At 42.2% G+C, this 22644-nt stretch carries 17 protein-coding genes and 1 other RNA gene; 7 read left to right on the forward strand and 11 right to left on the reverse strand.

What is annotated here, in order from left to right; translation table 11 throughout:
- Positions 1-1110: 1110 nt before the first annotated feature.
- Positions 1111-1207, reverse strand: an RNA gene (ffs, locus tag CWC16_RS11205) — signal recognition particle sRNA small type.
- A gap of 138 nt (positions 1208-1345) precedes the next feature.
- A complete protein-coding gene (locus CWC16_RS11210) occupies positions 1346-2221 on the reverse strand; it encodes a DUF3014 domain-containing protein (RefSeq protein ID WP_138541612.1) in 876 nt (291 codons plus the stop codon).
- Between the two features lie 222 nt (positions 2222-2443).
- On the opposite strand from CWC16_RS11210, the gene CWC16_RS11215 reads away from it, so the two are divergent.
- Entirely contained in the window at positions 2444-3589 is a 1146-nt protein-coding gene (locus CWC16_RS11215) for a patatin-like phospholipase family protein (protein ID WP_055016145.1), read from the forward strand.
- A 10-nt stretch (positions 3590-3599) separates the two neighbouring features.
- Here CWC16_RS11215 and CWC16_RS11220 read toward each other — a convergent pair whose 3' ends face one another.
- Positions 3600-5573, reverse strand: a complete 1974-nt coding sequence (locus CWC16_RS11220; protein WP_138541613.1) for a monovalent cation:proton antiporter family protein — start codon at positions 5571-5573, stop codon at positions 3600-3602.
- A gap of 133 nt (positions 5574-5706) precedes the next feature.
- Between CWC16_RS11220 and CWC16_RS11225 the strand changes: the two genes are divergently transcribed.
- Positions 5707-6603 (forward strand): GGDEF domain-containing protein, encoded by an 897-nt coding sequence (locus tag CWC16_RS11225; protein ID WP_138541614.1) that lies wholly within the window; start codon positions 5707-5709, stop codon positions 6601-6603.
- 103 nt (positions 6604-6706) lie between these two features.
- On the opposite strand, the gene CWC16_RS11230 is transcribed toward CWC16_RS11225, so the two are convergent.
- From CWC16_RS11230 to lpxB, 6 genes are all read right to left on the reverse strand, one after another.
- On the reverse strand, positions 6707-7063 hold the full coding sequence (locus CWC16_RS11230) for a hypothetical protein (RefSeq protein ID WP_138541615.1): 357 nt from the start codon (positions 7061-7063) through the stop codon (positions 6707-6709).
- A complete protein-coding gene (tilS, locus tag CWC16_RS11235) occupies positions 7064-8368 on the reverse strand; it encodes a tRNA lysidine(34) synthetase TilS (protein WP_138541616.1) in 1305 nt (434 codons plus the stop codon). It abuts the gene before it with no gap.
- Positions 8369-8459: 91 nt separating this feature from the next.
- A complete protein-coding gene (accA, locus tag CWC16_RS11240) occupies positions 8460-9416 on the reverse strand; it encodes an acetyl-CoA carboxylase carboxyl transferase subunit alpha (protein WP_055016150.1) in 957 nt (318 codons plus the stop codon).
- A gap of 16 nt (positions 9417-9432) precedes the next feature.
- On the reverse strand, positions 9433-12924 hold the full coding sequence (gene dnaE / locus CWC16_RS11245; RefSeq protein WP_138541617.1) for a DNA polymerase III subunit alpha: 3492 nt from the start codon (positions 12922-12924) through the stop codon (positions 9433-9435).
- A gap of 3 nt (positions 12925-12927) precedes the next feature.
- Positions 12928-13530, reverse strand: coding sequence for a ribonuclease HII (gene rnhB / locus CWC16_RS11250; RefSeq protein WP_138541618.1), 603 nt, complete (start codon positions 13528-13530; stop codon positions 12928-12930).
- Positions 13520-14677 carry a lipid-A-disaccharide synthase gene (lpxB, locus tag CWC16_RS11255; RefSeq protein WP_055018250.1) on the reverse strand — a complete coding sequence of 386 codons (1158 nt, stop codon included), beginning with the start codon at positions 14675-14677 and terminating at the stop codon, positions 13520-13522. The genes rnhB and lpxB overlap by 11 nt, the downstream gene beginning before the upstream one ends.
- A gap of 290 nt (positions 14678-14967) precedes the next feature.
- Between lpxB and CWC16_RS11260 the strand changes: the two genes are divergently transcribed.
- From CWC16_RS11260 to cydC, 5 genes are read left to right on the forward strand one after another with little or no spacing between them, the layout of a single operon-like run.
- On the forward strand, positions 14968-16551 hold the full coding sequence (locus CWC16_RS11260) for a cytochrome ubiquinol oxidase subunit I (protein WP_138541619.1): 1584 nt from the start codon (positions 14968-14970) through the stop codon (positions 16549-16551).
- Complete coding sequence (gene cydB, locus CWC16_RS11265; RefSeq protein ID WP_055016155.1) at positions 16548-17687, forward strand: cytochrome d ubiquinol oxidase subunit II; 1140 nt, start codon at positions 16548-16550, stop codon at positions 17685-17687. The genes CWC16_RS11260 and cydB overlap by 4 nt, the downstream gene beginning before the upstream one ends.
- 12 nt (positions 17688-17699) lie before the next feature.
- Positions 17700-17864 carry a cytochrome bd-I oxidase subunit CydX gene (gene cydX / locus CWC16_RS11270; protein ID WP_004586934.1) on the forward strand — a complete coding sequence of 55 codons (165 nt, stop codon included), beginning with the start codon at positions 17700-17702 and terminating at the stop codon, positions 17862-17864.
- Positions 17854-19626, forward strand: coding sequence for a thiol reductant ABC exporter subunit CydD (gene cydD, locus CWC16_RS11275; protein ID WP_138541620.1), 1773 nt, complete (start codon positions 17854-17856; stop codon positions 19624-19626). The genes cydX and cydD overlap by 11 nt, the downstream gene beginning before the upstream one ends.
- Positions 19619-21361 (forward strand): thiol reductant ABC exporter subunit CydC, encoded by a 1743-nt coding sequence (gene cydC, locus CWC16_RS11280; protein WP_138541621.1) that lies wholly within the window; start codon positions 19619-19621, stop codon positions 21359-21361. Before cydD ends, cydC begins: the two co-directional genes overlap by 8 nt.
- Here cydC and CWC16_RS11285 read toward each other — a convergent pair.
- Entirely contained in the window at positions 21344-21736 is a 393-nt protein-coding gene (locus tag CWC16_RS11285; RefSeq protein WP_138541622.1) for a septal ring lytic transglycosylase RlpA family protein, read from the reverse strand. The genes cydC and CWC16_RS11285 overlap by 18 nt on opposite strands.
- A 136-nt stretch (positions 21737-21872) precedes the next feature.
- Positions 21873-22643, reverse strand: a complete 771-nt coding sequence (gene lpxA, locus CWC16_RS11290; RefSeq protein WP_138541623.1) for an acyl-ACP--UDP-N-acetylglucosamine O-acyltransferase — start codon at positions 22641-22643, stop codon at positions 21873-21875.
- Position 22644: the final 1 nt, after the last annotated feature.

Consider the following 22644-nt stretch of genomic DNA (forward strand, 5'->3'; position numbering starts at 1 on the left):
CCTTCGGGTTCTGCCTAGGGGCGATAAACTCTTTGTTGCTCGGTTTTTACTTAGCCCACTAGGTTAAAAACCTCGCGCCGCGATTTAATCGCCCCTAGATTGAACAAATTTCAATCCGCAAAGTTCAACACGCCCTACTTAAATAATTTGATTCTTTTACATAAATAGTGATTGTTTCATCTGCTAGTGCGGTAAACGGCAAGAATAAAAACAATGTGATTGTAAAAATGATTCGCATAAAACCTCCGTGGTGTACTACGCCTAAAAGCACTAAGCAACAATTGGGTTTGTAATACTATAAAAGCCGTTGCAATGGTAAATAAGCTAAAATGCTTTACTACCCAAAAGTAGGAGAAAAATGAAACACAGAGTAACAACAAAAACACTTTAAATACTTTAAATACTTTAAATACTTTAAATACTTTAAATACTTTAAATACTTTAAATACTTTAAATACTTTAAGCAAAATAAACAACTCACCGATTACTTATGTTTATAACGTTCTGTCAAAAGCTTATTATGTGTTTAATTCACTTATTTTACTTTTTATACTTTCTGTATTTATATGCTTTTTAATATAGGGCCACTGTTTTAAACTTGCTTGAAGTGATGAAATAAACCCAACGACTAAACCAAGTAAAGATGAGCACGCAACAACCACAATTGTGCTGATTTCCTTGTTTTCGCCGAGTTGAAGTCAAATTAGTATTATAAGAGCTAACATAAGCCATAAGGCTGGGTTAAACCAAGCACGCATACATAAAGGTGGTCTATCATTTTCTATTTTAGTTAACCAACTTTGGAGAATTAATTTTTCTTTATTCATTCACTAGCCCCAAAAAAACACCCAACAACTTTGTCTCGACGTTTGTCGTTTTATAAATTGAAAAATGTTCATATATAATAATGCATTCATCTTAGCCCTCGAATAAGTACCTGTAAATAATAAGTTAATACAGATTCAAAAGTTACTGATGTAGGAATACCCCCAAATGAAGAAGCAGTAATATTAGATAAACAGCAATCGTAATGCTAAATATTTAACGCTGTTAGTAATGGATAATTTGAAAAGGATTTAATTTCACCCAAATGAGGAATTTGGGTGGCAGTCTTACCAGCCACATCTCGGCACACACGTCACAAACTGTGGCTGCTCCCTTCCGGGCCTGACCAGGTTCGCCTGCTAGTGTTGCGAGAGGACCAATAAGACTACCATTGAGGGCCTTGGTTGGCGCGGGAAAGATTATCTCTACTTTTGGAGTGTTATTCAAGGGATAATCAAAAAAGAAAGTGCGATTGCATACTTCATATACAATCGCGGTTAAAAACAGCCTTTAATGCCTATTAATTACGCTCTAACTCGGCTTTAATTTTACGCAGTGCTGCTTTTACTTTTTTCATGTTTTCTGGGCCCATACGTAATAGCTGTTTTTGTGCAGCCGGTAATTGCTCCCATTCAGAAAACGCATACTGATAAGTAACCGAGTCACGCAGTAGCGGTAACTCGCCTTCTGGCTCCGGTGTATCAAGTAATAACTCAATAGCATCTTCTAGGGTTTGATTAAATTCATCATCGCCGTAACCAATTTCACTGTACGCGCTGTTGATTAATGGCTTGTATTGCTCGTACATGCGCACAGCTTGGGCGGCGCTCATGCTCGTAAATACTTTTACGTACGGGGTGTAGCGCTCGTAGCTATTAGGGTCAATAGTTAAAATATCCCCTTCGTTTACGCTAAATTCTTCTTCTGGTTTAACTACGGGCGTGTGCTTTTTAGCAATTTTGCCTTTGGCAATGTTATCTATAAATACAACACCACGGCGAATTACATCATCGGTGACCATTAGGCTCATTACCGAATCGCTTAGGTACTCATCCATTTTAGCAACCACTACGGTGTCGCTTTCATCAAGGGTTGGTAATGGCTCAACTTCAGCCTCTGGCTCAGCAGGACGCTGCGCTGGAACTGCAAGCTCAGCTGGTTTTTCTGGCTTTACCGAAGGCGCTTCAACCACAGGATCGTTTTCAGGTTTGAGCTCCATTACCGGTTGCTCTTTAGGTGTTTGCTCTACCTCTGTACGAGTTTGCGGCTCATCAGTGGGCGACAGCAAAACGAACGCAGCGGCACACACTAAAATGATTAGAATAATAACGGCGAATAAAAAATTGTTTTTAGGCGGACGTTTTTGAACATCTGACGCTTCTGGTTTATCTGACATACAAACTCCATAAATTTAAATGCATATTACTCAGAGTACCCTGAGTGGAAAAAATTCACTATTGGTAATCACTATTACTTTAAATATAGGCTTTAGTATATAAACCTACACTTACTAATTAGAACAACCAGCCATAGTAACTCAGTTATTCTTTGATTCTTCTAGCTTAAAGACTTAAAGTTGATAAATAAAGAAAAGACGTTAAGCAGTTCAAGCATCACTATGAAAATCCAGCAAGTTGACCCACATAAACCTAAAATAGCCCTATTACTTACAGGTGGTGGCGCTCGCGCTGCTTATCAAGTAGGCGTACTCAAAGCGCTTGCCCATAGTATGCCCCGCACCGCACCATTGCCCTTTAGAATTATTAATGGCACTTCTGCAGGCGCGATCAATTCTGCAGCTTTAGCCTGCTATGCCTCGTGTGCGCATTTGGCGGTACGCAAGCTTGAGTCGGTATGGAAAAACTTTTCAACGTCTATGGTCTACAAAAGCGACTTTTTAAGTGTATTTGGCCATATCGCACGCAATATATTAACCAGTTTTCAGTCTGAGCACATAAACCATCCACCTGGCAGTTTGCTAAATAACCGCCCTTTACGTGGTTTATTAAACGAAATTTTAGACTTACACCGTATTGAGCGTAATTTACACCGCAATTATTTAGAAGCGATTTCTATTACGGCTTCAAGCTATACAACCGGTGACTCAGTTGCATTTTTTCAGTCAAACACTAATAAGCCCTGGCAACGCGCTAAGCGAGAAGGGCGCCCAATGCGCATTAATGTTGAGCATTTAATGGCATCAAGTGCTATTCCTATGGTGTTTCCAAGTGTGAATGTGTTTAACCATTATTTTGGCGATGGCTCTATTCACCAACTTTCACCACTCAGCCCATCTATTCACTTGGGTGCCGAAAAAATATTTATTATTGGTGTAGACCAGCCAAAAGAGTCTCACCCTGCAGGGTATTCGCCTCACTACCCTGGGCTTTCTGCTGTGGCTGGCCATTTACTCGATAGTGTATTTAGCGACACCATGCAAGCCGACCTTGAGCGCCTTGAGCGTGTAAATCGCACTTTGGGCCTGCTTCCAGCGCGCGACAAACATCAAGAGCTAAAACAAATAGAAACCTGCATTATTAACCCATCAAAAAACTTTAACGATATTGCCGCGCAATACTACAGCGATATGCCGTGGGCTATTAAGTTGCTGCTGCGAACAATTGGTGTGAAAAAACATTCGCAATCAAGTTTAACTAGCTATTTATTATTCGAAAAACGCTACACTCAGCACCTTATTCAAATTGGCTACGAAGATGGCATGAAAAAGCTCCCTGAAATACGCCAATTTTTAGAGCTAGACTAAAGCAGTTGTTTTATTCAAGCCCACCAAGAAGGTAATGCTCTACTCGCTCTACCCGCCTTGGTTTACCTTGCAGTACCAGTACATCGTTTGCGCACAATGTGGTGTTGGTTGAGGGGTCGTCTATTTCTTGCCCTTCTCGGCGCAAAGCTTTTACGGTCACGCGGCGTTTAGATAAGTTAAGTTCATCTATTGTTTTATCCACCGCATAGGCTTGATCCGGCAACGCAACTACGTGTAAGTACTCTAAGCGCTCAGAGGAGGTTTCTTCGCTGTCTTTAAAATAGCCGGCGTAAAAACTTTGCATAAGCGGGTAGCGATTACGGCGCTCTTTACTCACACGGCGCACAATGCGTGTCATCGGGACACCCGACATCGACAACACATGTGAAACCAACATTAAGCTTGCCTCTAGCGACTCAGGTACCACCTCAGTAACACCGAGCTCTTTTAAGTTGTTTAATTGGCTGTCATCGCGGGTTCTTATTAGTATTTTAACGTTGGGCGCCAGTTGCTTTATGGCATCTATAACCACGTGTGCGTGCTCAAGTTCTGTAAAGGTGATAATCACTAAGCGTGCTCGCTCTACCCCTGCGCACTTTAAAATATCTTTTTGTTTTACATAGCCAAATATTACCGGCTCACCTGCAGCTTTGCCCTCTTGTACCAAAATAGGGTTACTTTCTATGGCAACGTAATCTATGGCTTCGGGTTTTAAAAATCGCGCTATAGTTTGTCCTACGCGTGAAAAGCCGCAAATAACCACATGATCGTTATATAAAGTGCTACTTTTAGGCTCGCTTTCCCTCGCCATACTGGGGTGATCTAAAATGCCTAATTGCTTTAAAATAAGTGGGGTTTTATCAATTAAAAATGGGGTTAGCGCCATCGAAAGCACCCCTAAGGCAATTAAAAATGAGGCTTGCTCTGAATTTAATAACGCATGCTGACTTGCCAAAGCAATAAGCACAAAGCCAAATTCACCCATTTGCCACAGCATAATGCCGCACGCCAACGAGTCTTGATTGCGCTCATGCATTAATCGGGCACTTAAAGCCAGCACGGTAATTTTTAATATTAATAAACCAAATAACGCACCGATAATTACTACCCCATGCGAAAGCACAAATAAAATGTCGAGCTGCATTCCCACAGTGACAAAAAACAGCCCCATTAATATATCGCGAAAGGGTCTTATATCGGCCTCTAGCTGATGGCGGTAATGGCTCTCTCCTAGCATCATGCCGGCTAAAAATGCCCCAAGCGCCATAGATAAACCAAACATGTAAGTTAAAAAGCCGGCAAATAACGCCACCAAAATAGTAGTAAGTACAAACAGCTCATCGGTTCGTACCTGCGCTATTTCTTTAAATACTTTAGGCAACACCCATTTACCAATCGCCCACAGTAATAAGCACACAAACGCGCCTTTTGTTAGCGCAAATGCCAGCGCCCAACTAATACTTTGCGAGTCGCTTGAGGCAAACAATGGCAAAATAATAAGTAAGGGCACAACGGCAATATCTTGAAACAGCAATACGCCCACCGCCAGCTGCCCACGACGCTGGTTTAGCTCGCCTGTTTCTTTTAATAGCTTTACCACCACAGCAGTTGAAGAAAGCGCCATAATTGTGCCAATGGTAAAACTGGTGAGTAAGGAAAAATCTAAACAATATAAAATAATAATGAAGAGCAAGCTGGTCACACCAACTTGTAACGAGCCCAGACCAAACACAATATTGCGCATAGCCATTAGCCGCGATATAGAAAATTCGAGCCCTAAACTAAACAGTAAAAATACGATGCCCAGCTCAGCAATAAACTCTATTTCGTGAGATTGAGTAAGCCAGCCAATGCCATGGCTACCGGCTAAAACCCCCGTTGCTAAATACGCTAAAATAGGCGGCAAGCCAATGCGCTTAAAAAACCATACAAAAAGTACCGCCGCCACTAATAAGCCAAAAATTTGAGCGTTTATACTTTGCAAACTCGGCCTCCAGCGTCAATAAAACTAGGAAATGAGCCTTAAATATAGCAACCATATGTTTATCAAGCAATTTTAAAATATGGCATAAAAATAGCTTAGTTATTGCAAAGTAACACCCTGGGGGAAGATTTTAATGGAAAATGTCCATATTTTGACACAACGCGTGTCTGGCCGCGGCGATTTTTTGCCGTTTTCAGCTGAGCAAACACATACAAACGAAACAGCGGCAACGCACGATTTAGTGACTGAGCTGCAAACAAGCCTTGTAATAGAAGATGTATTGGCTATATATGCAAAATTTGCCAAACAACTACTTAACTTTTCAGGGCTGCAGTTTCAATCAACGCTAGGTACTGCACAAACCTCAGATAGCAACACGAACACTAGCCCGTACTCTTACGATTTAGCTATTGGTCGCGAGCATTTAGGACAACTAATTTACTTTAGCCAATACCCTATTAGTAAAGCGATTGAAAACAAATTACGCGCCTTGCACAGCGCCCTTGTGTACCCACTGCGTAACGCAATGATGTATAGCCGAGTGTTAAAGCTTGCTACAAAAGATGCGCTCACCGGATTAAATAACCGCAGTCAATTTAATGACATTTTATCGCAAAAGCTCGAAAACTGCCGCCGTTACCAACGCCCTTTTAGTTTAATGCTGCTTGATTTAGATAACTTTAAACAAGTAAATGACAATTATGGCCACAAAGTAGGTGACGATGTATTGAAAGAGTTTTCGCAGGTACTTTGCAGCAGTATACGCGGCACAGACTCTGTGTTTAGATTTGGTGGCGATGAGTTTTCTTTAATTATTGAAGACCCTGAATTTACTACAAACAAAGTGATTGCTGAGCGTATAATGCACTTAGTCAGAAACTCAAGCTTAATGGCTAAATACAAAGTAACCACCAGCATTGGCTTTACCCTAGCCAATAGCCAAGATTGCGAAACAGAGATATTCGCTCGTGCAGACAAAGGCTTATACAAAGCCAAAGCATCAGGACGTAACTGCGCTAAAGCCTATTAATATTTACGTAGCTGAATTAATAAAAAAGCCTAGCTTCCCCCGCTAGGCTTTTTTATTGCAAAAAACTTCAGTCTAAAACGGTGCACTAAAAGCTAAAGCCTTACTAATTAGGTTTATTTATATCAGCTGGTTTAACTAATTTATAAATAAGCAATGCTGCAAAAAAGCCAAAAAAGAAGCCACTCACTAAATTTAATAATGCAGCAATACTTGCAAGCGGTGTTAATAGCACTAATACCAGTGGAATACTCACCCCTAAAATAAAAAATAACCCGCCTTTGCCTAGCCAATAAGCAAGTAATAAAACGGCCGAAACGATGCCGCCGGTTACAGCATAACCAAGCGTAATAATATTTAGCTCTAGCAATACATTGGCTATAACGGCAACTAACGCTGTTATTGCCATGCCTATAGGTGCTTTATTAACTAACGATAAGCCTACATGTGGCTGTTGACTCATTTATTTACACTCCCAAAAAATACCATTTTCGTCTTGGTGTTTTTCACTTACAAAATAGCCCACTACTTGTACAAGTTCATCGTTATAAAATATTAACGGCACACGCCCTCTTAGCCATGGGGCTACTTTTGCATCTTTAAACCAATGTTTAAGCGTATTGCTGCCGGGTTTATTTACTGGCTTTATACGCACACTATTGCATTTAAAGCGCACTGTTACTTGTTCGTTAGGTAATGGGGCTCGTAGGCCTTTACCTTGTTGCTTTATTAATACGCGCCCATCATTAAGTAAAAGCTCATTACTTGTTAGCGCTTCATCAGCTAAGGGGGTGTGTGGTGTTACAAAATACAAAAAACCTTGATGGCGACGTATTTGCCCCTCACTTAAATCAACTTGCATTTGCGCATCTACCTGCGCATTTATGGCTTGATTAATTATTTGCAAAAGCTGCTTTTGTGAGGGCATGACTTGGGTAAATAAGCTAAGCCAAGCACGCATTACATTAGTTATACGCACATCGCTGTAAGTGGTTATTTGGCTAACACTCAATGCTTGTTGGGCGTTTATACTTTGTTTTAAGTCAAGCTCAGTGTATTCATCAAGTAGCGCTTGTTGTTGCTGTAGTAACTCAATGCTGCGCCCTGCACAGTGCTCAAATCCCTTAAAACGCTTTGCAAGTAAGGGGACTACACGTGCACGCAAAAAGTTACGATCAAATCGCTCATCGGTATTTGAGTCATCTGTAATATGCGTAATATTAAACTCTGTGGCAAAGTGCTCTATATCACTGCGCGTAATACTTAAAAGCGGCCTGTAGCATATTCGCCCGCTTGGTAATTCACGCAATTTTTGCATTGCGCCTAACCCTTTTAAGCCAGAGCCGCGCTTTAAACGCAGTAAAAATGTTTCTATTTGATCGTTTAAATGCTGCCCTAGCAAAATAACACTGCCCATAGGGCTTAGCTCATCAAGTGCTTTGTAACGCGCTTCACGTGCTTGCGCTTCAAGACTTGTTCGTGTTTGTGGGTTGATTGTTACCTGCGCGGCATTAAACGGAACATTTAGCTCAGTACATACGTTTTGGCAAAAGCGCTGCCAGTCATTAGCGTATTGGCTTAAACCATGATTAACATAAATCGCGTTTACGTTTAACGTTGGTATTTCTTGCTTTAGTAAATGCATTACATGAAGCAAAACCACTGAATCCACGCCACCCGAAAGCGCCACCGTAAAGTTATACTGCTGGTGCTTAAAAAAGTGCTCAAGGGCCTGTTTAACATGCTGATAAATGAGTGAAGCTTGCATGGATACGCTTTAAATTTAATGTTTGCAGTATTTTAAAACAAAAAAGCCGCATAAGCGGCCTTTTTTAATAATAAATGCAATGATTAGCTAATTAGCAGTAACCAAACGACATTAAACGTTTGTAGCGTTGCTCTAGCATCTCTTCAAGCGATAGCGCTTGTAAGTCTGCAAGGTCGCGCTTTAAACGTGTTTTTAAGTTACGTGCCATAGCATCGTAATTGCGGTGTGCACCGCCTAAAGGCTCTTCAACTAAGTTGTTAATTAAATCAAGCTCTTTAACACGCTCTGCTGTAACACCCATCGCTTCTGCTGCTAGTGGTGCTTTGTCTGCGCTTTTCCATAAAATTGAGGCACAGCCTTCTGGCGAAATTACTGAGTACGTGCTGTATTGCAACATGTTTACTCTGTCGCCAACACCAATGGCTAATGCACCACCTGAGCCGCCTTCGCCAATAACCGTACAAATTGTGGGTACTTTAAGTGCCGCCATTACTTTTAGGTTACGTGCAATTGCCTCAGACTGACCGCGCTCTTCAGCGCCAACGCCTGGGTATGCCCCTGGTGTGTCGATAAAGGTCATAATTGGCATTTTAAAACGCTCAGCCATTTCCATTAAACGTAAGGCCTTGCGGTAGCCTTCTGGTTTTGGCATACCAAAGTTACGTTTAATTTTTTCAGCTGTATCACGACCTTTTTGCTGGCCAATAACCATAACTGGCTCGCCATCTAAACGCGCTACACCGCCTAAAATAGCCGGATCGTTTGCAAAAGTACGATCGCCTGCCAACTCGTCAAATTCCGTGAAAATGCGCTCGATATAATCTCGAGTGTAAGGACGCAACGGATGACGTGCTAACTGCGATACTTGCCAAGCGCCTAAATTTGAGAATATTTCCTCTTTTTGCTTAGCGCTTTTTTCTTTTAGTTTGCTGACTTCCTCTTCTAACTCAAGGTCTAATTCGCCAGCGCGGCTTATGCTTTGTAATTCTTCAATTTTTGCTTCTAATTCTGCAATCGGAAGCTCAAAATCAAGATAATTGAGGCTCATGCTCTAAACTACCTAATCAGTTAAATTCTAGTTCTACATCTTGTGCCGCCATAAGTGATAACTTGTGAATTAAGTCGTCGCTGGGCGTAACACACCATTCGATCCCTAGGGTTAATTGGGCCAACGCATCGGGGCGCTGGTAATAAACCTTGATCGGACACGTTCCCATTTTATAAGGTTCGAGTACTTTTTGTAATTTATCGAAGAAACCTGCCTCGATTTGCACCATGTTCAGCGTCATTTTAATCGCTTTGAGGCGTTTTTCACGCGCTTGAGCAATGGTGTTTATTTCTCTGGCGGTCATTGTAATGCCACCGGAGAAGTTATCAAAGCTGACCTGTCCAGATATTACCAAGATATTGTTTACTTGAAGCATTTCTTGGTACATTTCGAACTGTTCAGGAAACAAGCGTACATCAATACGGGCGCTCTTGTCATCTAAAGTTATTAAGCCCCAACGATTTCCTTTTTTATTAATTAAGGTTCTCGCTGAAATAACTAACCCCGCCGCCGTAGAGAGTACATCACGATTAGTTGGCTGTAAATCCACCAGCTTACCGCTGGTGTAATGTCTAAGCTCGCGCCGATACTGATTTATCGGATGCCCTGTTAAATAAAGGCCTAGGGTGTCTTTTTCGCCATCAAGCCATTGGTTATCGGTAAGCGGCGTGGCTTTAATAAAGGCTTGTTCAACTTCATCAGGCTCGGTGGCCAGTAAGCCAAATAAGTCGCTTTGCCCAAGTTGCTCAGCTTTGTTGTGCTGATCGGCTGCGCGCATGGCATCTTTTAAACTTGCCAGCAGTGTTGCACGCCCTGCTTGGGTTTTCTCTGGCCCTAGTTGGTCAAGTGCACCGGCGTAAATTAATTTTTCGGTCACCCGTTTATTTAAGCGCTTTAAATCTACACGGGCACAAAAATCAAATAAGTCTTTAAACGGGCCGCCTTTTTCGCGCGCTTCTAAAATGGCCTCTACCGGCGCTTCACCTACGCCTTTAATAGCACCAATACCGTAAACAATTTCACCTTTGAGGTTAACCGTAAACTTAAATTCTCCGGCGTTTACATCAGGCGGTAATAAGGTGAGCTTCATGTTTTCGCATTCATCCACCAAAATCACTATTTTGTCGGTGTTATCCATATCGGCCGACATTACCGCAGCCATAAACTCTGCCGGATGGTGCGTTTTCATCCACAGCGTTTGGTACGATACCAGTGCATACGCTGCCGAGTGAGATTTATTAAAACCATAACCGGCGAATTTTTCTACCAGGTCGAAAATTTTAATTGCCAGTTCGCCATCTATACCATTATTGCGAGCGCCGTCTTCAAAGGTTGAACGCTGCTTAGCCATTTCTTCGGGTTTTTTCTTACCCATTGCACGACGTAGCATGTCGGCGCCACCAAGCGTATAACCTGCGAGTACCTGGGCAATTTGCATTACTTGTTCTTGGTACAAAATAATGCCGTAAGTAGGCTCAAGTATGGGTTTTAAGCTTTCGTGTTGGTATTGGGCATCGGGGTAAGAAATTTCTTCTCGGCCAAGCTTACGGTCGATGAAGTTATCTACCATGCCTGATTGCAGCGGGCCTGGGCGGAATAAGGCTACCAATGCAATCATATCTTCAAAACAATCGGGCTTTAATCGGCGTACGAGGTCTTTCATGCCGCGCGATTCTAGCTGGAATACCGCGGTTGTTTCGGCGCGCAGCAATAGCTCTATACTTTTTTTATCATCCAGTGGAATGGTGTTTATATCAACGGGGTCTTTACCTTCGCGCTTCATTCGCTCGTTGGTCATATCTACCGCCCATTGTAAAATGGTCAGTGTACGTAAGCCCAAGAAATCGAACTTAACTAGGCCTGCGGTTTCTACGTCGTTTTTATCAAACTGGGTAACCGGAAACTTACCTTCGTCATCGCAATAAAGCGCAGCAAAGTCGGTAATGGTCGTCGGCGATATTACAACACCACCGGCGTGTTTACCGGCATTACGTGTACACCCTTCAAGGATGCGACACATGTCGATTAAATCTTTTACCTCTGAGTCGCCATCGTAGGCTTCTTGTAAACGCGGCTCTACTTCAAACGCTTTGGCAAGGGTCATCCCGGGATCCCCTGGGATCAATTTAGAAATGCGATCAACAAACCCATAAGGGTGGCCAAGTACACGGCCTACATCACGTATTACTGCTTTTGCGGCCATCGTACCAAAGGTAATAATTTGTGATACCGCGTCCCGCCCATACAATGCCGATACGTGGTCAATTACCTCATCACGCCTATCCATACAAAAGTCGACATCGAAATCGGGCATTGATACACGTTCAGGGTTTAAGAATCGCTCAAAGAGTAAGTCAAATTCCAGCGGATCTAGGTCGGTTATTTTAAGGGCATACGCCACTAATGAACCGGCACCCGAACCACGCCCTGGCCCCACTGGAATATTGTTATCTTTACTCCACTGAATAAACTCCATTACGATTAAGAAGTAGCCTGGGAAACCCATTTGGTTAATTACATCAAGCTCTACTTTTAAGCGAGCGTCGTATTCGCCGCGTTTTTCTTGTCGCTCTTGTTCATCAGGGAATAAAAACTGTAGGCGCTCTTCAAGGCCGTCTTGTGAAACTTTAACCAAAAAGTCTTCAATTTTTAACGAGCCTGTGGGGTAATCAGGCAAAAAGTACGTGCCTAGTTGCACCGTTACGTTACAGCGTTTAGCTATTTCTACCGTGTTTTGCAGTGCTTCAGGAATGTCGCTAAATAGCTCCGCCATTTGCTCAGGCGTTTTTAAATATTGCTCTTGTGAAAAGCGCTTAGGGCGGCGTTTGTCATCAAGGGTGTAGCCATCAAAAATAGCCACGCGAATTTCGTGCGCTTCAAAGTTCTCAGGTTTTAAAAATACCACTTCGTTGGTGGCAACAACTGGCAGCTGCTCTTTGTGTGCCAGCTCTACCGCCATATGCAGGTAGTCTTCTTCAAGTGGACGGTTGGTACGGATAAGCTCTAAATAGTAATGATCGCTAAAATGCTGCTTATAAAAGCTCACTACAGATTCAATAACACCTGGGTTATTTTTTAATAAGGCTTTACCTAAGTCACCATCTTTTGCGCCTGAGAGAATAATAAGCCCTTCTTTGTGCTTAATTAGCCATTCTCGATCAATCACTGGGCGGTGAAATATATGCCCGCGTTGATACGCTTCGGAGATCAATAAGGTAATATTTTTATAACCGTCGTTGTCTTTAGCTAGCAACGTAATGCGACAAGGTTCGTCTGGAAATTCTGGGCTGCGCAGCCAAAAATCAGCGCCGACAATCGGCTTTATACCCGCACTGTGCGTGGCACCATAAAACCGTACCAAACCACAAAAGTTCATTTGATCTGTGATTGCCAGCGCTGGCATTTCGAGCTCCTGCGCTTTAGCAACAATAGGTTTGGTTTTAGCTAGGCCGTCGACCATCGAAAAGTCTGAATGAACGCGTAAATGTACAAAACCTGGAGCGGCCATTATTTATGCCTCACCTTTTGCTTGCATTAACACACGTTGTACCGGCTTAAAGCTTTTACGGTGCTCATTTATAGCACCGTATTGCTCAAGCGCTGCAAAATGCGCTTTAGTTGGGTACCCTTTATGCCCTGCAAACCCGTATTGCGGGTAACGTTTGTCAAGCTCGAGCATTTCCTCATCACGCGCTACTTTAGCTAAAATAGAGGCTGCTGAAATCTCGGCTACTAAGCTGTCGCCTTTCACAACAGCCTGAGCAGGCATTACTAATTTAGGCAAACGGTCACCATCTACAAATACAAACTCTGGTTTTGTGCTTAGCGCTTCAACTGCGCGCGTCATTGCAAGCATCGTTGCGTGTAAAATATTTAGCTCGTCAATTTCAGTTGGGCTGCAACGACCAATAGCGTAGCACAAGGCTTTTTGTTTTATTTCTATAGCCAGTGCTTGGCGTTTTTTGTCGGTAAGCTTTTTAGAGTCAGCTAAACCTGCAATCGGGTTGGCCGGGTCAAGTATTACCGCAGCGGTAACAACATCGCCGACGAGTGGGCCACGCCCTACTTCATCTACTCCGGCAATAAAGGTTACGTTAGGTCGTTCAATTTGCATTTATTAACTCCGCCACAGCTTTGGCTGCTTGTTTGCTGGCATCTAATCTAATTTGTTCGTGAATAGCTAAAAAACGTGCCTTTAGTTCTTTATTATCAGTATTTAGCATAGGTGTAAGTGCGCTTGTTAAATTAGCCACATTGCATTCACTTTGTAAAAACTCCGGCACTAGCTCTTCATCGGCTAATAAGTTTGGCAGCGAAAAATATTTAATGTTAAAGGTAAACAAGGTTTTAAAAATCCAATAGCTCATTGGCTTAATTTTATAACCCACAACCATAGGCTTTTTATATAACATGCCTTCAAGTGTGGCGGTGCCCGATGCAAGTAATATGGCATCTGCCGCTTGCATGGCTAGTTTTGACTGCCCATCAAGTAGGTTTACATTTAAGTTTGGCGCTGTGGCATTTAAAATATCACTAAATTGCGCTTTACGTTTTTCATTTACCAATGGCACCACAATTTTAAGACTTGGGTCTTTCGCTTGTAACTGCGCTGCTGTTTTTATGTAGGTTTCGCTTAATAAGCCCACTTCAGAGCCGCGGCTACCTGGCAGTAATGCCAGTACTTTAGCATCAAGGCTTAGCCCTAGTTCTGCACGCGCTTGGCTATCGTCATGTTCAAGTGCTATATCGTCAGCTAAGGTGTGCCCAACAAATGTGCACGGTACTTGGTGCTTATCGTAAAATTCTTTTTCAAACGGTAGCAAAGCAAGCACCAAGTTAGTAGCAGCACTTATTGTATGAATTCGCTTTTCACGCCATGCCCACACTGATGGGCTTACGTATTGAATGGTTTTAATGCCTGCATCTTTTAAAGGCTTTTCTACGCGTAAATTAAAATCGGGCGCATCAATGCCGATAAATACATCGGGTGGGTTATCAACAAAATGTTGTACTAACTGTTTGCGTATTTTAAGTAAACGCGGCAAACGGCCTAATACTTCAACCAGCCCCATTACCGAGAGCTCGTCCATGTCGTAAAGGGTTTTACAGCCTTGCGCCTGCATTTTTGGCCCTGCAATGCCTTCAAAAATAGCATCAGGAAAGTGCATTTTTAGTGCTTTAATTAGGCCTTCGCCTAAAATATCGCCCGACAGCTCACCGGCCACAATACCAATACGTAGTTGTTTTTTCTCTTTATTCATTCGACTTTGTTTATCAGGCGTTCATAGCGGTTAGTTTACCGTGTTTTAGAGTTTGATTAAACGCTTTAAATAGATGGTTTTTGCAACCAAAATAGACACAAGCAATTGAATGTTTTTAATACTGATGTAGCATGGTGGATATATATTAACTTTTTCTAATATGTTTATTGACAAAAATTGTGCAAACATCAATAATATTCCAAACTTTCAGTAATTACTGAAAGTTCTTTATATTTAACGTTGCCAATTATTGATTGCCTTGTTAATCCGTCACCCTCAAGGAGCCAAAAATGATAGATGAAACCTTTGTGGATCTATCGCGATTACAGTTTGCTGTTACCGCACTCTTCCATTTTTTATTCGTGCCTTTAACCATAGGTATGACCTGGATTTTAGTTATTATGGAATCGGTTTATGTGATGACCGGTCGCGAAATTTATCGTGATATGACTAAGTTTTGGGGAAAGTTGTTTGGTATTAACTTTGCTATTGGGGTGGCAACGGGCCTGACCATGGAATTTGAGTTTGGTACTAACTGGTCTTATTACTCGCATTACGTGGGTGACGTGTTTGGTGCGCCGCTCGCTATTGAAGGCTTAATGGCATTCTTTTTAGAATCAACCTTTGTGGGTATGTTCTTTTTAGGCTGGGATAGGCTAACTAAACGCCAACATTTGGGCGCTACATTTTTAATGGCGCTAGGTACCAATATGTCGGCGCTGTGGATTTTGATTGCTAACGGCTGGATGCAAAACCCTGTAGGGGCAGAGTTTAACTACGAGACTATGCGCATGGAAATGACTAACTTTGCAGAGCTTGTATTTAACCCTGTAGCACAAGTTAAGTTTATTCATACGGTATCGGCAGGTTATGTAGCCGCTTCTATGTTTGTGCTGGGTATTAGTAGTTGGTACATATTAAAAGGTCGCGATTTAGCCTTTGCTAAACGCTCGTTCTCGGTGGCATCGGGCTTTGGTTTAGCGTCCATACTGTGTGTTATTTTATTAGGTGACGAATCAGGCTACGAAGTGGGCGAGGTTCAAAAAGTAAAACTAGCAACAATAGAAGCTGAGTGGCATACAGAAGAAGCCCCTGCTGCATTTACAGCTATTGGTTTTCCTGATTCGGACGAGCAAGTAACCCATGCAGCAGTTAAGATTCCCTATGCATTGGGCATTATTGCTACCCGCTCTTTAGATGAGCAAGTGATTGGTATTTCTGATTTAGAGAAAAAACACGAAGTACGTATTCGTAACGGCATGATAGCGTACGAATATCTCGAAAAACTTAGAAATGGCGATGACAGCGAAGAAAACATCGCTAAATTTGATGCTCTTAAAGATGACCTAGGCTATGGCTTGTTGCTCAAGCGCTATACGCCTAACGTGGTAGATGCCACAGAGGAGCACATTCAAATGGCAGTAAAAGACTCCTTCCCTAAAGTGGGGCCTATGTTTTGGTCATTTAGGATTATGGTGGCCTGTGGTGTAGCCATGCTAGCAGTATTTGTATTGGCATTTTATTACAACGCCCATCGTATTATTGAGCAAAAACGTTGGTTGCTGTGGGCTGCGGTATTGAGTATTCCGCTACCATGGATTGCAATAGAATTTGGTTGGATCGTTGCCGAATATGGTCGTCAGCCTTGGGCTATATCAGAAATATTACCGACCTTTTTAGCCACGTCGTCACTAACGGTAAATGATATTTTAATTAGCTTAACTGGATTCATTATTTTTTACACTGGTCTTGCCATTGTAGAAGGCTGGTTAATGCTGCGCTTTATTAAACAAGGCCCAAGCTCGTTACATACCGGTAAGTATCACTTTGAGTTACCAAACAAAGCAGATAAAGACGCAGGAGAGCAATTATGATTTTTGATTATGAAACATTAAAAATGCTGTGGTGGTTGCTCATTGGCGTACTGCTAATAGGCTTTGCTATCACCGATGGCATGGATATGGGCGTAGCTATGCTGCTTCGCCTCGTGGGTAAAACAGACTCAGAGCGCCGCACGGTAATTAACACCATTGGCGCACACTGGGACGGTAACCAAGTATGGTTTATTACCGCAGGCGGCGCTTTATTTGCAGCGTGGCCTATGGTGTATGCCGCTGCATTTTCGGGCTTTTACTTTGCCATGATGCTGGTACTGTTTGCGCTATTTTTTAGACCTCTTGGCTTTGATTATCGCTCAAAAATAGACTCTAAACGTTGGCGTAATAACTGGGATTGGGGCCTATTTGCAGGCAGCGCTATACCCGCTTTAGTATTTGGTGTGGCATTTGGTAACCTATTTTTAGGGGTACCGTTTAACATAGATAACTTATTACGTGTAAGTTACCAAGGCTCGTTTTTTGGTTTACTCAACCCATTTGGCCTACTGGCCGGTTTAGTTAGTATAGCCATGTTAATTGCCCATGCGGGTATGTGGCTACAACTGCGCACAGCAGATGCGGTTGCACAGCGCTCAGCGCAATATGGGCGCTACGCCTTAGTGGTATTTATTGTATTGTTTGCAGCTGCGGGTTTTTGGGTGGCAAACATAGATGGCTACCAAATTGTGTCTATGCCTGATACGCAAAGCCACGCGGACCCGTTGGCTAAAGTCGTCAGCACAGCGCAAGGGGCATGGCTTAATAATTACAGCGAGCGCCCATGGACAATGACCTTTCCTATTTTAGGCTTTGTTATGGCACTCAGTGCACTACTTTTCTCAAAATTAAACAAGCCAGCGCTTGGGCTTATTTCAACCAGCATAATGTTAATTGGCGTTATTATGACGGCAGGTGTGTCGTTGTTTCCATTTATTATGCCATCTGTTAATAACCCTGATATTAGCTTAACTATTTGGGATGCCGTGTCGAGCCACAGAACGCTTAATATTATGTTTGTTGCTGTTGTTATATTTATTCCGTTAATACTGGCCTACACCACCTGGTGTTACGTAAAAATGTGGCGCAGAGTAACGGTAGACGAAATTGAAAATAACACGCACGGTAGCTACTAAGGAGACTAAATTATGTGGTATTTCGCTTGGATTTTAGGTGTACTTTTAGCCTGTACCTTAGGTGTTATAAATGTAATGTGGTACGAGTTTCATCAAAATAAAAACAGCATAGCTGATGATGAACAACCGATGCACGATTTACTAAACGAAGCTAACAACACAAAAGATGACGACTAACCCCCGACCAAATCGCGCGCAGCAGCAATCTCTGCGCGCTTTTTTAAAAAAGCAAAGTAAGCCTGCGGGTGCATGGTTAAAGTTAAGTATTGCGCTGGGCACATTTAACGCTATTTTAATGATTGCAGGCGCGTACTTACTGGCTCACACTATTCATAACGTTATGTTTGCAGGTGCAAGCCTTAGCCAAGTAACTCACTTACTTTGGCCGCTTGCGGGGATTATTTTACTCAGGGCTCTATTTTTAGCTATTAGCGAAAGGCTCAGTGCTTATGCGGCACTTAAAATAAAATCGGCTATGCGCCAAACCTTATTAACCAAATTGACGCAACTTGGCCCAAGTTATATTGAACAACACGGCCAAGGCGCTACACTCAACACCTTACACGATGGCGTTGAAGCACTGCACGATTACTACGCTAAATATTTACCTGGCGTTGCTTACAGCGCGCTTATTCCGCTGGCAATATTAGTGGTTATATTCCCTACCGATTATAAGGCTGGCTTAATCTTTTTATTAACCGCCCCGCTTATTCCATTTTTTATGATTTTGGTTGGCCATAAAGCTGAAGCACTTAATCAACAGCGATGGAAACAACTTGCTGTACTTGGGAATTACTTTTTTGACCGCGTACAAGGTTTAACACAACTTAAATTGTTTAACGCAACGAAAAAAGAGCTTAAACAAATAGCCAACATTTCTGATGACTTTAGGCACGCCACACTCAGTGTTTTAAAAATTGCCTTTTTATCATCATTCGCACTGGAATTTTTAGCCACTATTAGTGTGGCACTGGTGGCGGTAATTATTGGTTTTAGGCTGTTTTTTGGCACGCTTGATTTTGCAACTGGCTTTGTTGTTTTACTACTCGCTCCAGAGTTTTATTTACCCCTGCGCCAATTAGGCAGCCATTACCATGCCCGTTTGCAAGGTATTAGTGCCGCAGCCGATATGATCGCTATTTTAAATGCTCCGCTTCCTGAACAATCACAGCAAAATGAAACAACGTTTGCGGCGCCTTTAAACTCAATAAGCATAAACAACTTAAACTTTACTTATCCCAATAGTCATGAAGGCATCAAAAATATAAACCTTACGTTACCCGGTAAAGGGTTAGTCGCTTTAGTGGGCGCAAGTGGCTCAGGTAAAAGTACTTTATTTGATTGTTTATTAGGGTTTCACCCACAGGTGATTGAGCAGATAAGTATTAATAATAAACCACTTGATGCGACAAGCATTAATACATTACAAAATTCAATAGCGTGGATACCCCAAACACCCACGCTATTTTATCAAAGCATTAGCGATAATATAAAAATAGCCAAACCAGATGCTACACAATTAGAAATTGAGCAAGCAGCTCGCCAAGCTGGCGCTTTAGATTTTATAAACACATTACCAAATGGCTTTAATACATTGATAGGTGAGCAAGGTGAAGGGCTTTCTGGCGGGCAAAAACAACGTATAGCCCTTGCACGGGCGTTTTTAAAACAAGCCCCTATTTTAGTGCTTGATGAACCCACAGCCCACCTTGATAGCCAAACCGAACACCTTATTCAGCAGGCTATAACTCATTACGCTAAAAACCATTTAGTGTTGGTCATTGCTCATCGGCTAAATACGGTGAAAAACGCGAATAACATCCTTGTTATGCAAAATGGCGAAATAGCACAGCAAGGCACCTACAGCCAACTTGAGCAGCAACAAGGCGCATTTAAATCACTCCTTAATTTGCAAGCACAAGGAGCAAACAATGACTAATTTTATTAGGCTATTAACGCTTTGCCGCCCGCATTATAAAGCCATGCTACTGGGTACCTTTTTAGCAACGCTAACGGTACTTGCAAACGTGGGCTTATTAGCCATATCGGGGTGGTTTTTAGCCTCAATGGCGGCAGCGGGTATTGCTGGCGTACACATGAACTACTTTACCCCTGCAGGAACCATTCGGTTTTTAGCGATTGTACGAACTGCATCACGCTATGGTGAGCGCTTAGTAACGCATAACGCGACATTTTTACTACTTAGTGAAATACGCGTTAATATGTTTGCCACGCTAAGCAAGCTAAATAATGTAGATTTAGCAATGAGTCGCAGCGCCGATTTAGTTAACCGCTTACAAAATGATGTAGATGCGCTCGATAAATTTTACTTAAACATATTACTGCCAATGCTAGTGGCGCTATTGAGTGTGCCAATTATTATGGTGTTTATGGCGGCTTATAATGCTAACGTTGCGCTTATTTGTTTTATCGGCATTTTATTAATTGGTGTTATTTTACCAGCTCTATTAAGTGCTAAATTAAATAAAAATAGTCATAAAGAAACACAGCTCAGTGCACAACTAAGATCAGAGCTTTCTGACACCCTAACAGGCCTTAGAGAACTGAGTATTTATCAAGCTCGTGCTGGGCAAATTTCAAAGTGTAATGAACTAAACGAGCAGTATAACCAACAACTTTTTAGTCGTCATAAAGCACTAGCAAATAGTGACGGTTTAAGTCTGCTGGTGGTACAACTCGCTATGCTTGGCGCAATAGTCACTATTGTACCTTTGGTTTATAGCGGCGCTATGGTAAATGTTGAGCTGGCTATGCTAAGCCTATTTGTATTAGCAAGCTTTGAAAGTGTTTTACTGCTCCCTAACGCGTTTATAGAGCTGCCCAATGTACTCAAAGCCGCTGAGCGCCTATTTACACTTGAAGATAAAGTCACAGCGCAAGAAGCTAATAGCACTAAGTTAATTGAGATACAGTTTGATAAAAACAACACAACTTTAGCGCTTAATAACATTGCCTATAAATACCAGGAGCACACCGCTTTAACTAATATCAGCTTTACCCTTAAAGCACAGCAAAAAGTAGCGATTGTAGGCAGAAGCGGCAGTGGTAAAAGCACATTGGTTAATTTACTCACCGGCTTATGGCCAGTGCAGCAAGGCAGCATTAGGCTAAGTGATGAAAATAACGCAGAAGATCTTCACGCACTAAGCAGCAACACCCGCGCAAGCGTTATTAATATACTCGCGCAGCAGCACCATATTTTCGATGGCACACTCAGTGAAAATTTACGCTATGCAAAGCCAAACGCCACAAAAGAAGAAATGCTTGAAGCCATTAACCTTGCCCAGCTAGCGCCTTGGTTTAATGCGCTACAAGATGGTCTAAAAACACGTTTAGGCACAGGCGGAAGAAGCGTTTCTCAAGGCCAATCAAGGCGTATAGCCATTGCGCAAGCTTTATTACAAAACCCAGCCATTTTAGTCCTTGATGAGCCTACTGAAGGGCTTGATAATCAATCTAAGCAAACGGTAATGAACGCTATTATGCAGGTAATGAGTAACGCAAGTGTACTCACCATTACCCACGACCCAGCTCTTTTAGCGCAAATGGATAATATTATTTGGCTAGAAAATGGCAACCTAGTAGCACAAGGTACTCATAAAGCGCTTAGCGAAGAGTATACCGATTACGTTGCCTTAACTACTCGGTTTTAAAACGCTGATTGATACATCGATAACGCCGACTTTAGGGTCGGCAATTTTTTTAAACATACCTAGCGATAAATCAATAACCCGCCCTCTAACGTAAGGACCTCTATCGTTAATTCTTACGATTACCGATTTATTATTTGCCAAGTTTGTAACTTTCACTTTTGTACCAAAGGGTAAATCTAAATGCGCAGCTGTGGATGCGTTTTGGCTAAATGTTTCACCGTTTGCCGTTGTACGACCATGGTATTTATTAGCGTAAAAAGAGGCTTTACCTAACTGAGTACGCTCGCCATTGGCAGAGGTAACTATAGGTTGGCTGCTACACGCAGCTAAAATTGATAAAAAACTGAGAGTAAAAATTAACTTAGTAAAAGACATAACTGCGCTTTAATTATAAAAATTCGCGCAAAGGTTAACCTTACGTGGCTGAGTGTGTACTGAATTAAAGTATGTTTCAGGCAATAAAAAACCACCGTCGATTACTCTAAGGTGGTTTTTTAAAAGTAAAAAACGCTTATCTTACGATTCCGCGCTCAGAGCTTTTTACAAAATCAATCATAGTTTGTACTGCAGGGTACTTAGCGGCATCATCGCTGAGCGAGGCAATTGCTTCATCAACACTTAAGCTCTTACGATAAAACGCTTTATAAGCACGGCGTACAGCCATAATTTCATCGCTTTCAAAGCCACGGCGCTTCATACCTTCTTTATTGGTCGCTGCAGGGCCTGCAGGCATACCAATGGTGGTTACAAATGGCGGTACATCTTTATTAACACCTGAGTACATGCCAATAAAGGCATGATCACCAATTTTACAAAACTGATGCACACCTGAGTTACCACCTAAAATAACCCAATCACCTACATGCACATGGCCTGCAACGCTTGCATTGTTAGCAAATATAACGTTGTTGCCAATTACAGCATCGTGAGCAACGTGGGTATACGCCATAAATAAGTTGTTGCTACCAATTTTAGTAACACCTTGATCCTGAATAGTACCACGGTGAATCGTTGCGCACTCACGAATAACGTTATTGTCGCCTATGATAAGCGTGGTTGGTTCGTTGTTATATTTTTTGTCTTGGCAGGCTTCGCCCACTGACGCAAATTGAAAAATATGATTGCCAGAGCCAATTGTAGACGGCCCTTTAATAACAACGTGAGACTCAATAATACAGTCATCACCGATCACAACATCATTGCCAATATAACTATATGGACCAACTGAGACATTGTTGCCTAGTTTAGCGCCAGGTTCGATTATTGCTGTAGAATGGATCACT

This window comes from Pseudoalteromonas sp. S3776, assembly GCF_005886915.1.
Classification (GTDB): domain Bacteria; phylum Pseudomonadota; class Gammaproteobacteria; order Enterobacterales; family Alteromonadaceae; genus Pseudoalteromonas.

What these genes read in the sequence shown, in the direction of transcription:
- CWC16_RS11210 (WP_138541612.1), bottom strand. Translation starts at nt 2,221, where the DNA reads ATGTCAGATAAACCAGAAGCGTCAGATGTTCAAAAACGTCCGCCTAAA.
- cydX (WP_004586934.1), top strand. Translation starts at nt 17,700, where the DNA reads ATGTGGTATTTCGCTTGGATTTTAGGTGTACTTTTAGCCTGTACCTTA.
- dnaE (WP_138541617.1), bottom strand. Translation starts at nt 12,924, where the DNA reads ATGGCCGCTCCAGGTTTTGTACATTTACGCGTTCATTCAGACTTTTCG.
- accA (WP_055016150.1), bottom strand. Translation starts at nt 9,416, where the DNA reads ATGAGCCTCAATTATCTTGATTTTGAGCTTCCGATTGCAGAATTAGAA.
- CWC16_RS11230 (WP_138541615.1), bottom strand. Translation starts at nt 7,063, where the DNA reads ATGAGTCAACAGCCACATGTAGGCTTATCGTTAGTTAATAAAGCACCT.
- CWC16_RS11260 (WP_138541619.1), top strand. Translation starts at nt 14,968, where the DNA reads ATGATAGATGAAACCTTTGTGGATCTATCGCGATTACAGTTTGCTGTT.
- tilS (WP_138541616.1), bottom strand. Translation starts at nt 8,368, where the DNA reads ATGCAAGCTTCACTCATTTATCAGCATGTTAAACAGGCCCTTGAGCAC.
- lpxB (WP_055018250.1), bottom strand. Translation starts at nt 14,677, where the DNA reads ATGAATAAAGAGAAAAAACAACTACGTATTGGTATTGTGGCCGGTGAG.
- CWC16_RS11215 (WP_055016145.1), top strand. Translation starts at nt 2,444, where the DNA reads ATGAAAATCCAGCAAGTTGACCCACATAAACCTAAAATAGCCCTATTA.
- CWC16_RS11225 (WP_138541614.1), top strand. Translation starts at nt 5,707, where the DNA reads ATGGAAAATGTCCATATTTTGACACAACGCGTGTCTGGCCGCGGCGAT.
- CWC16_RS11285 (WP_138541622.1), bottom strand. Translation starts at nt 21,736, where the DNA reads ATGTCTTTTACTAAGTTAATTTTTACTCTCAGTTTTTTATCAATTTTA.
- rnhB (WP_138541618.1), bottom strand. Translation starts at nt 13,530, where the DNA reads ATGCAAATTGAACGACCTAACGTAACCTTTATTGCCGGAGTAGATGAA.
- cydC (WP_138541621.1), top strand. Translation starts at nt 19,619, where the DNA reads ATGACTAATTTTATTAGGCTATTAACGCTTTGCCGCCCGCATTATAAA.
- cydD (WP_138541620.1), top strand. Translation starts at nt 17,854, where the DNA reads ATGACGACTAACCCCCGACCAAATCGCGCGCAGCAGCAATCTCTGCGC.
- cydB (WP_055016155.1), top strand. Translation starts at nt 16,548, where the DNA reads ATGATTTTTGATTATGAAACATTAAAAATGCTGTGGTGGTTGCTCATT.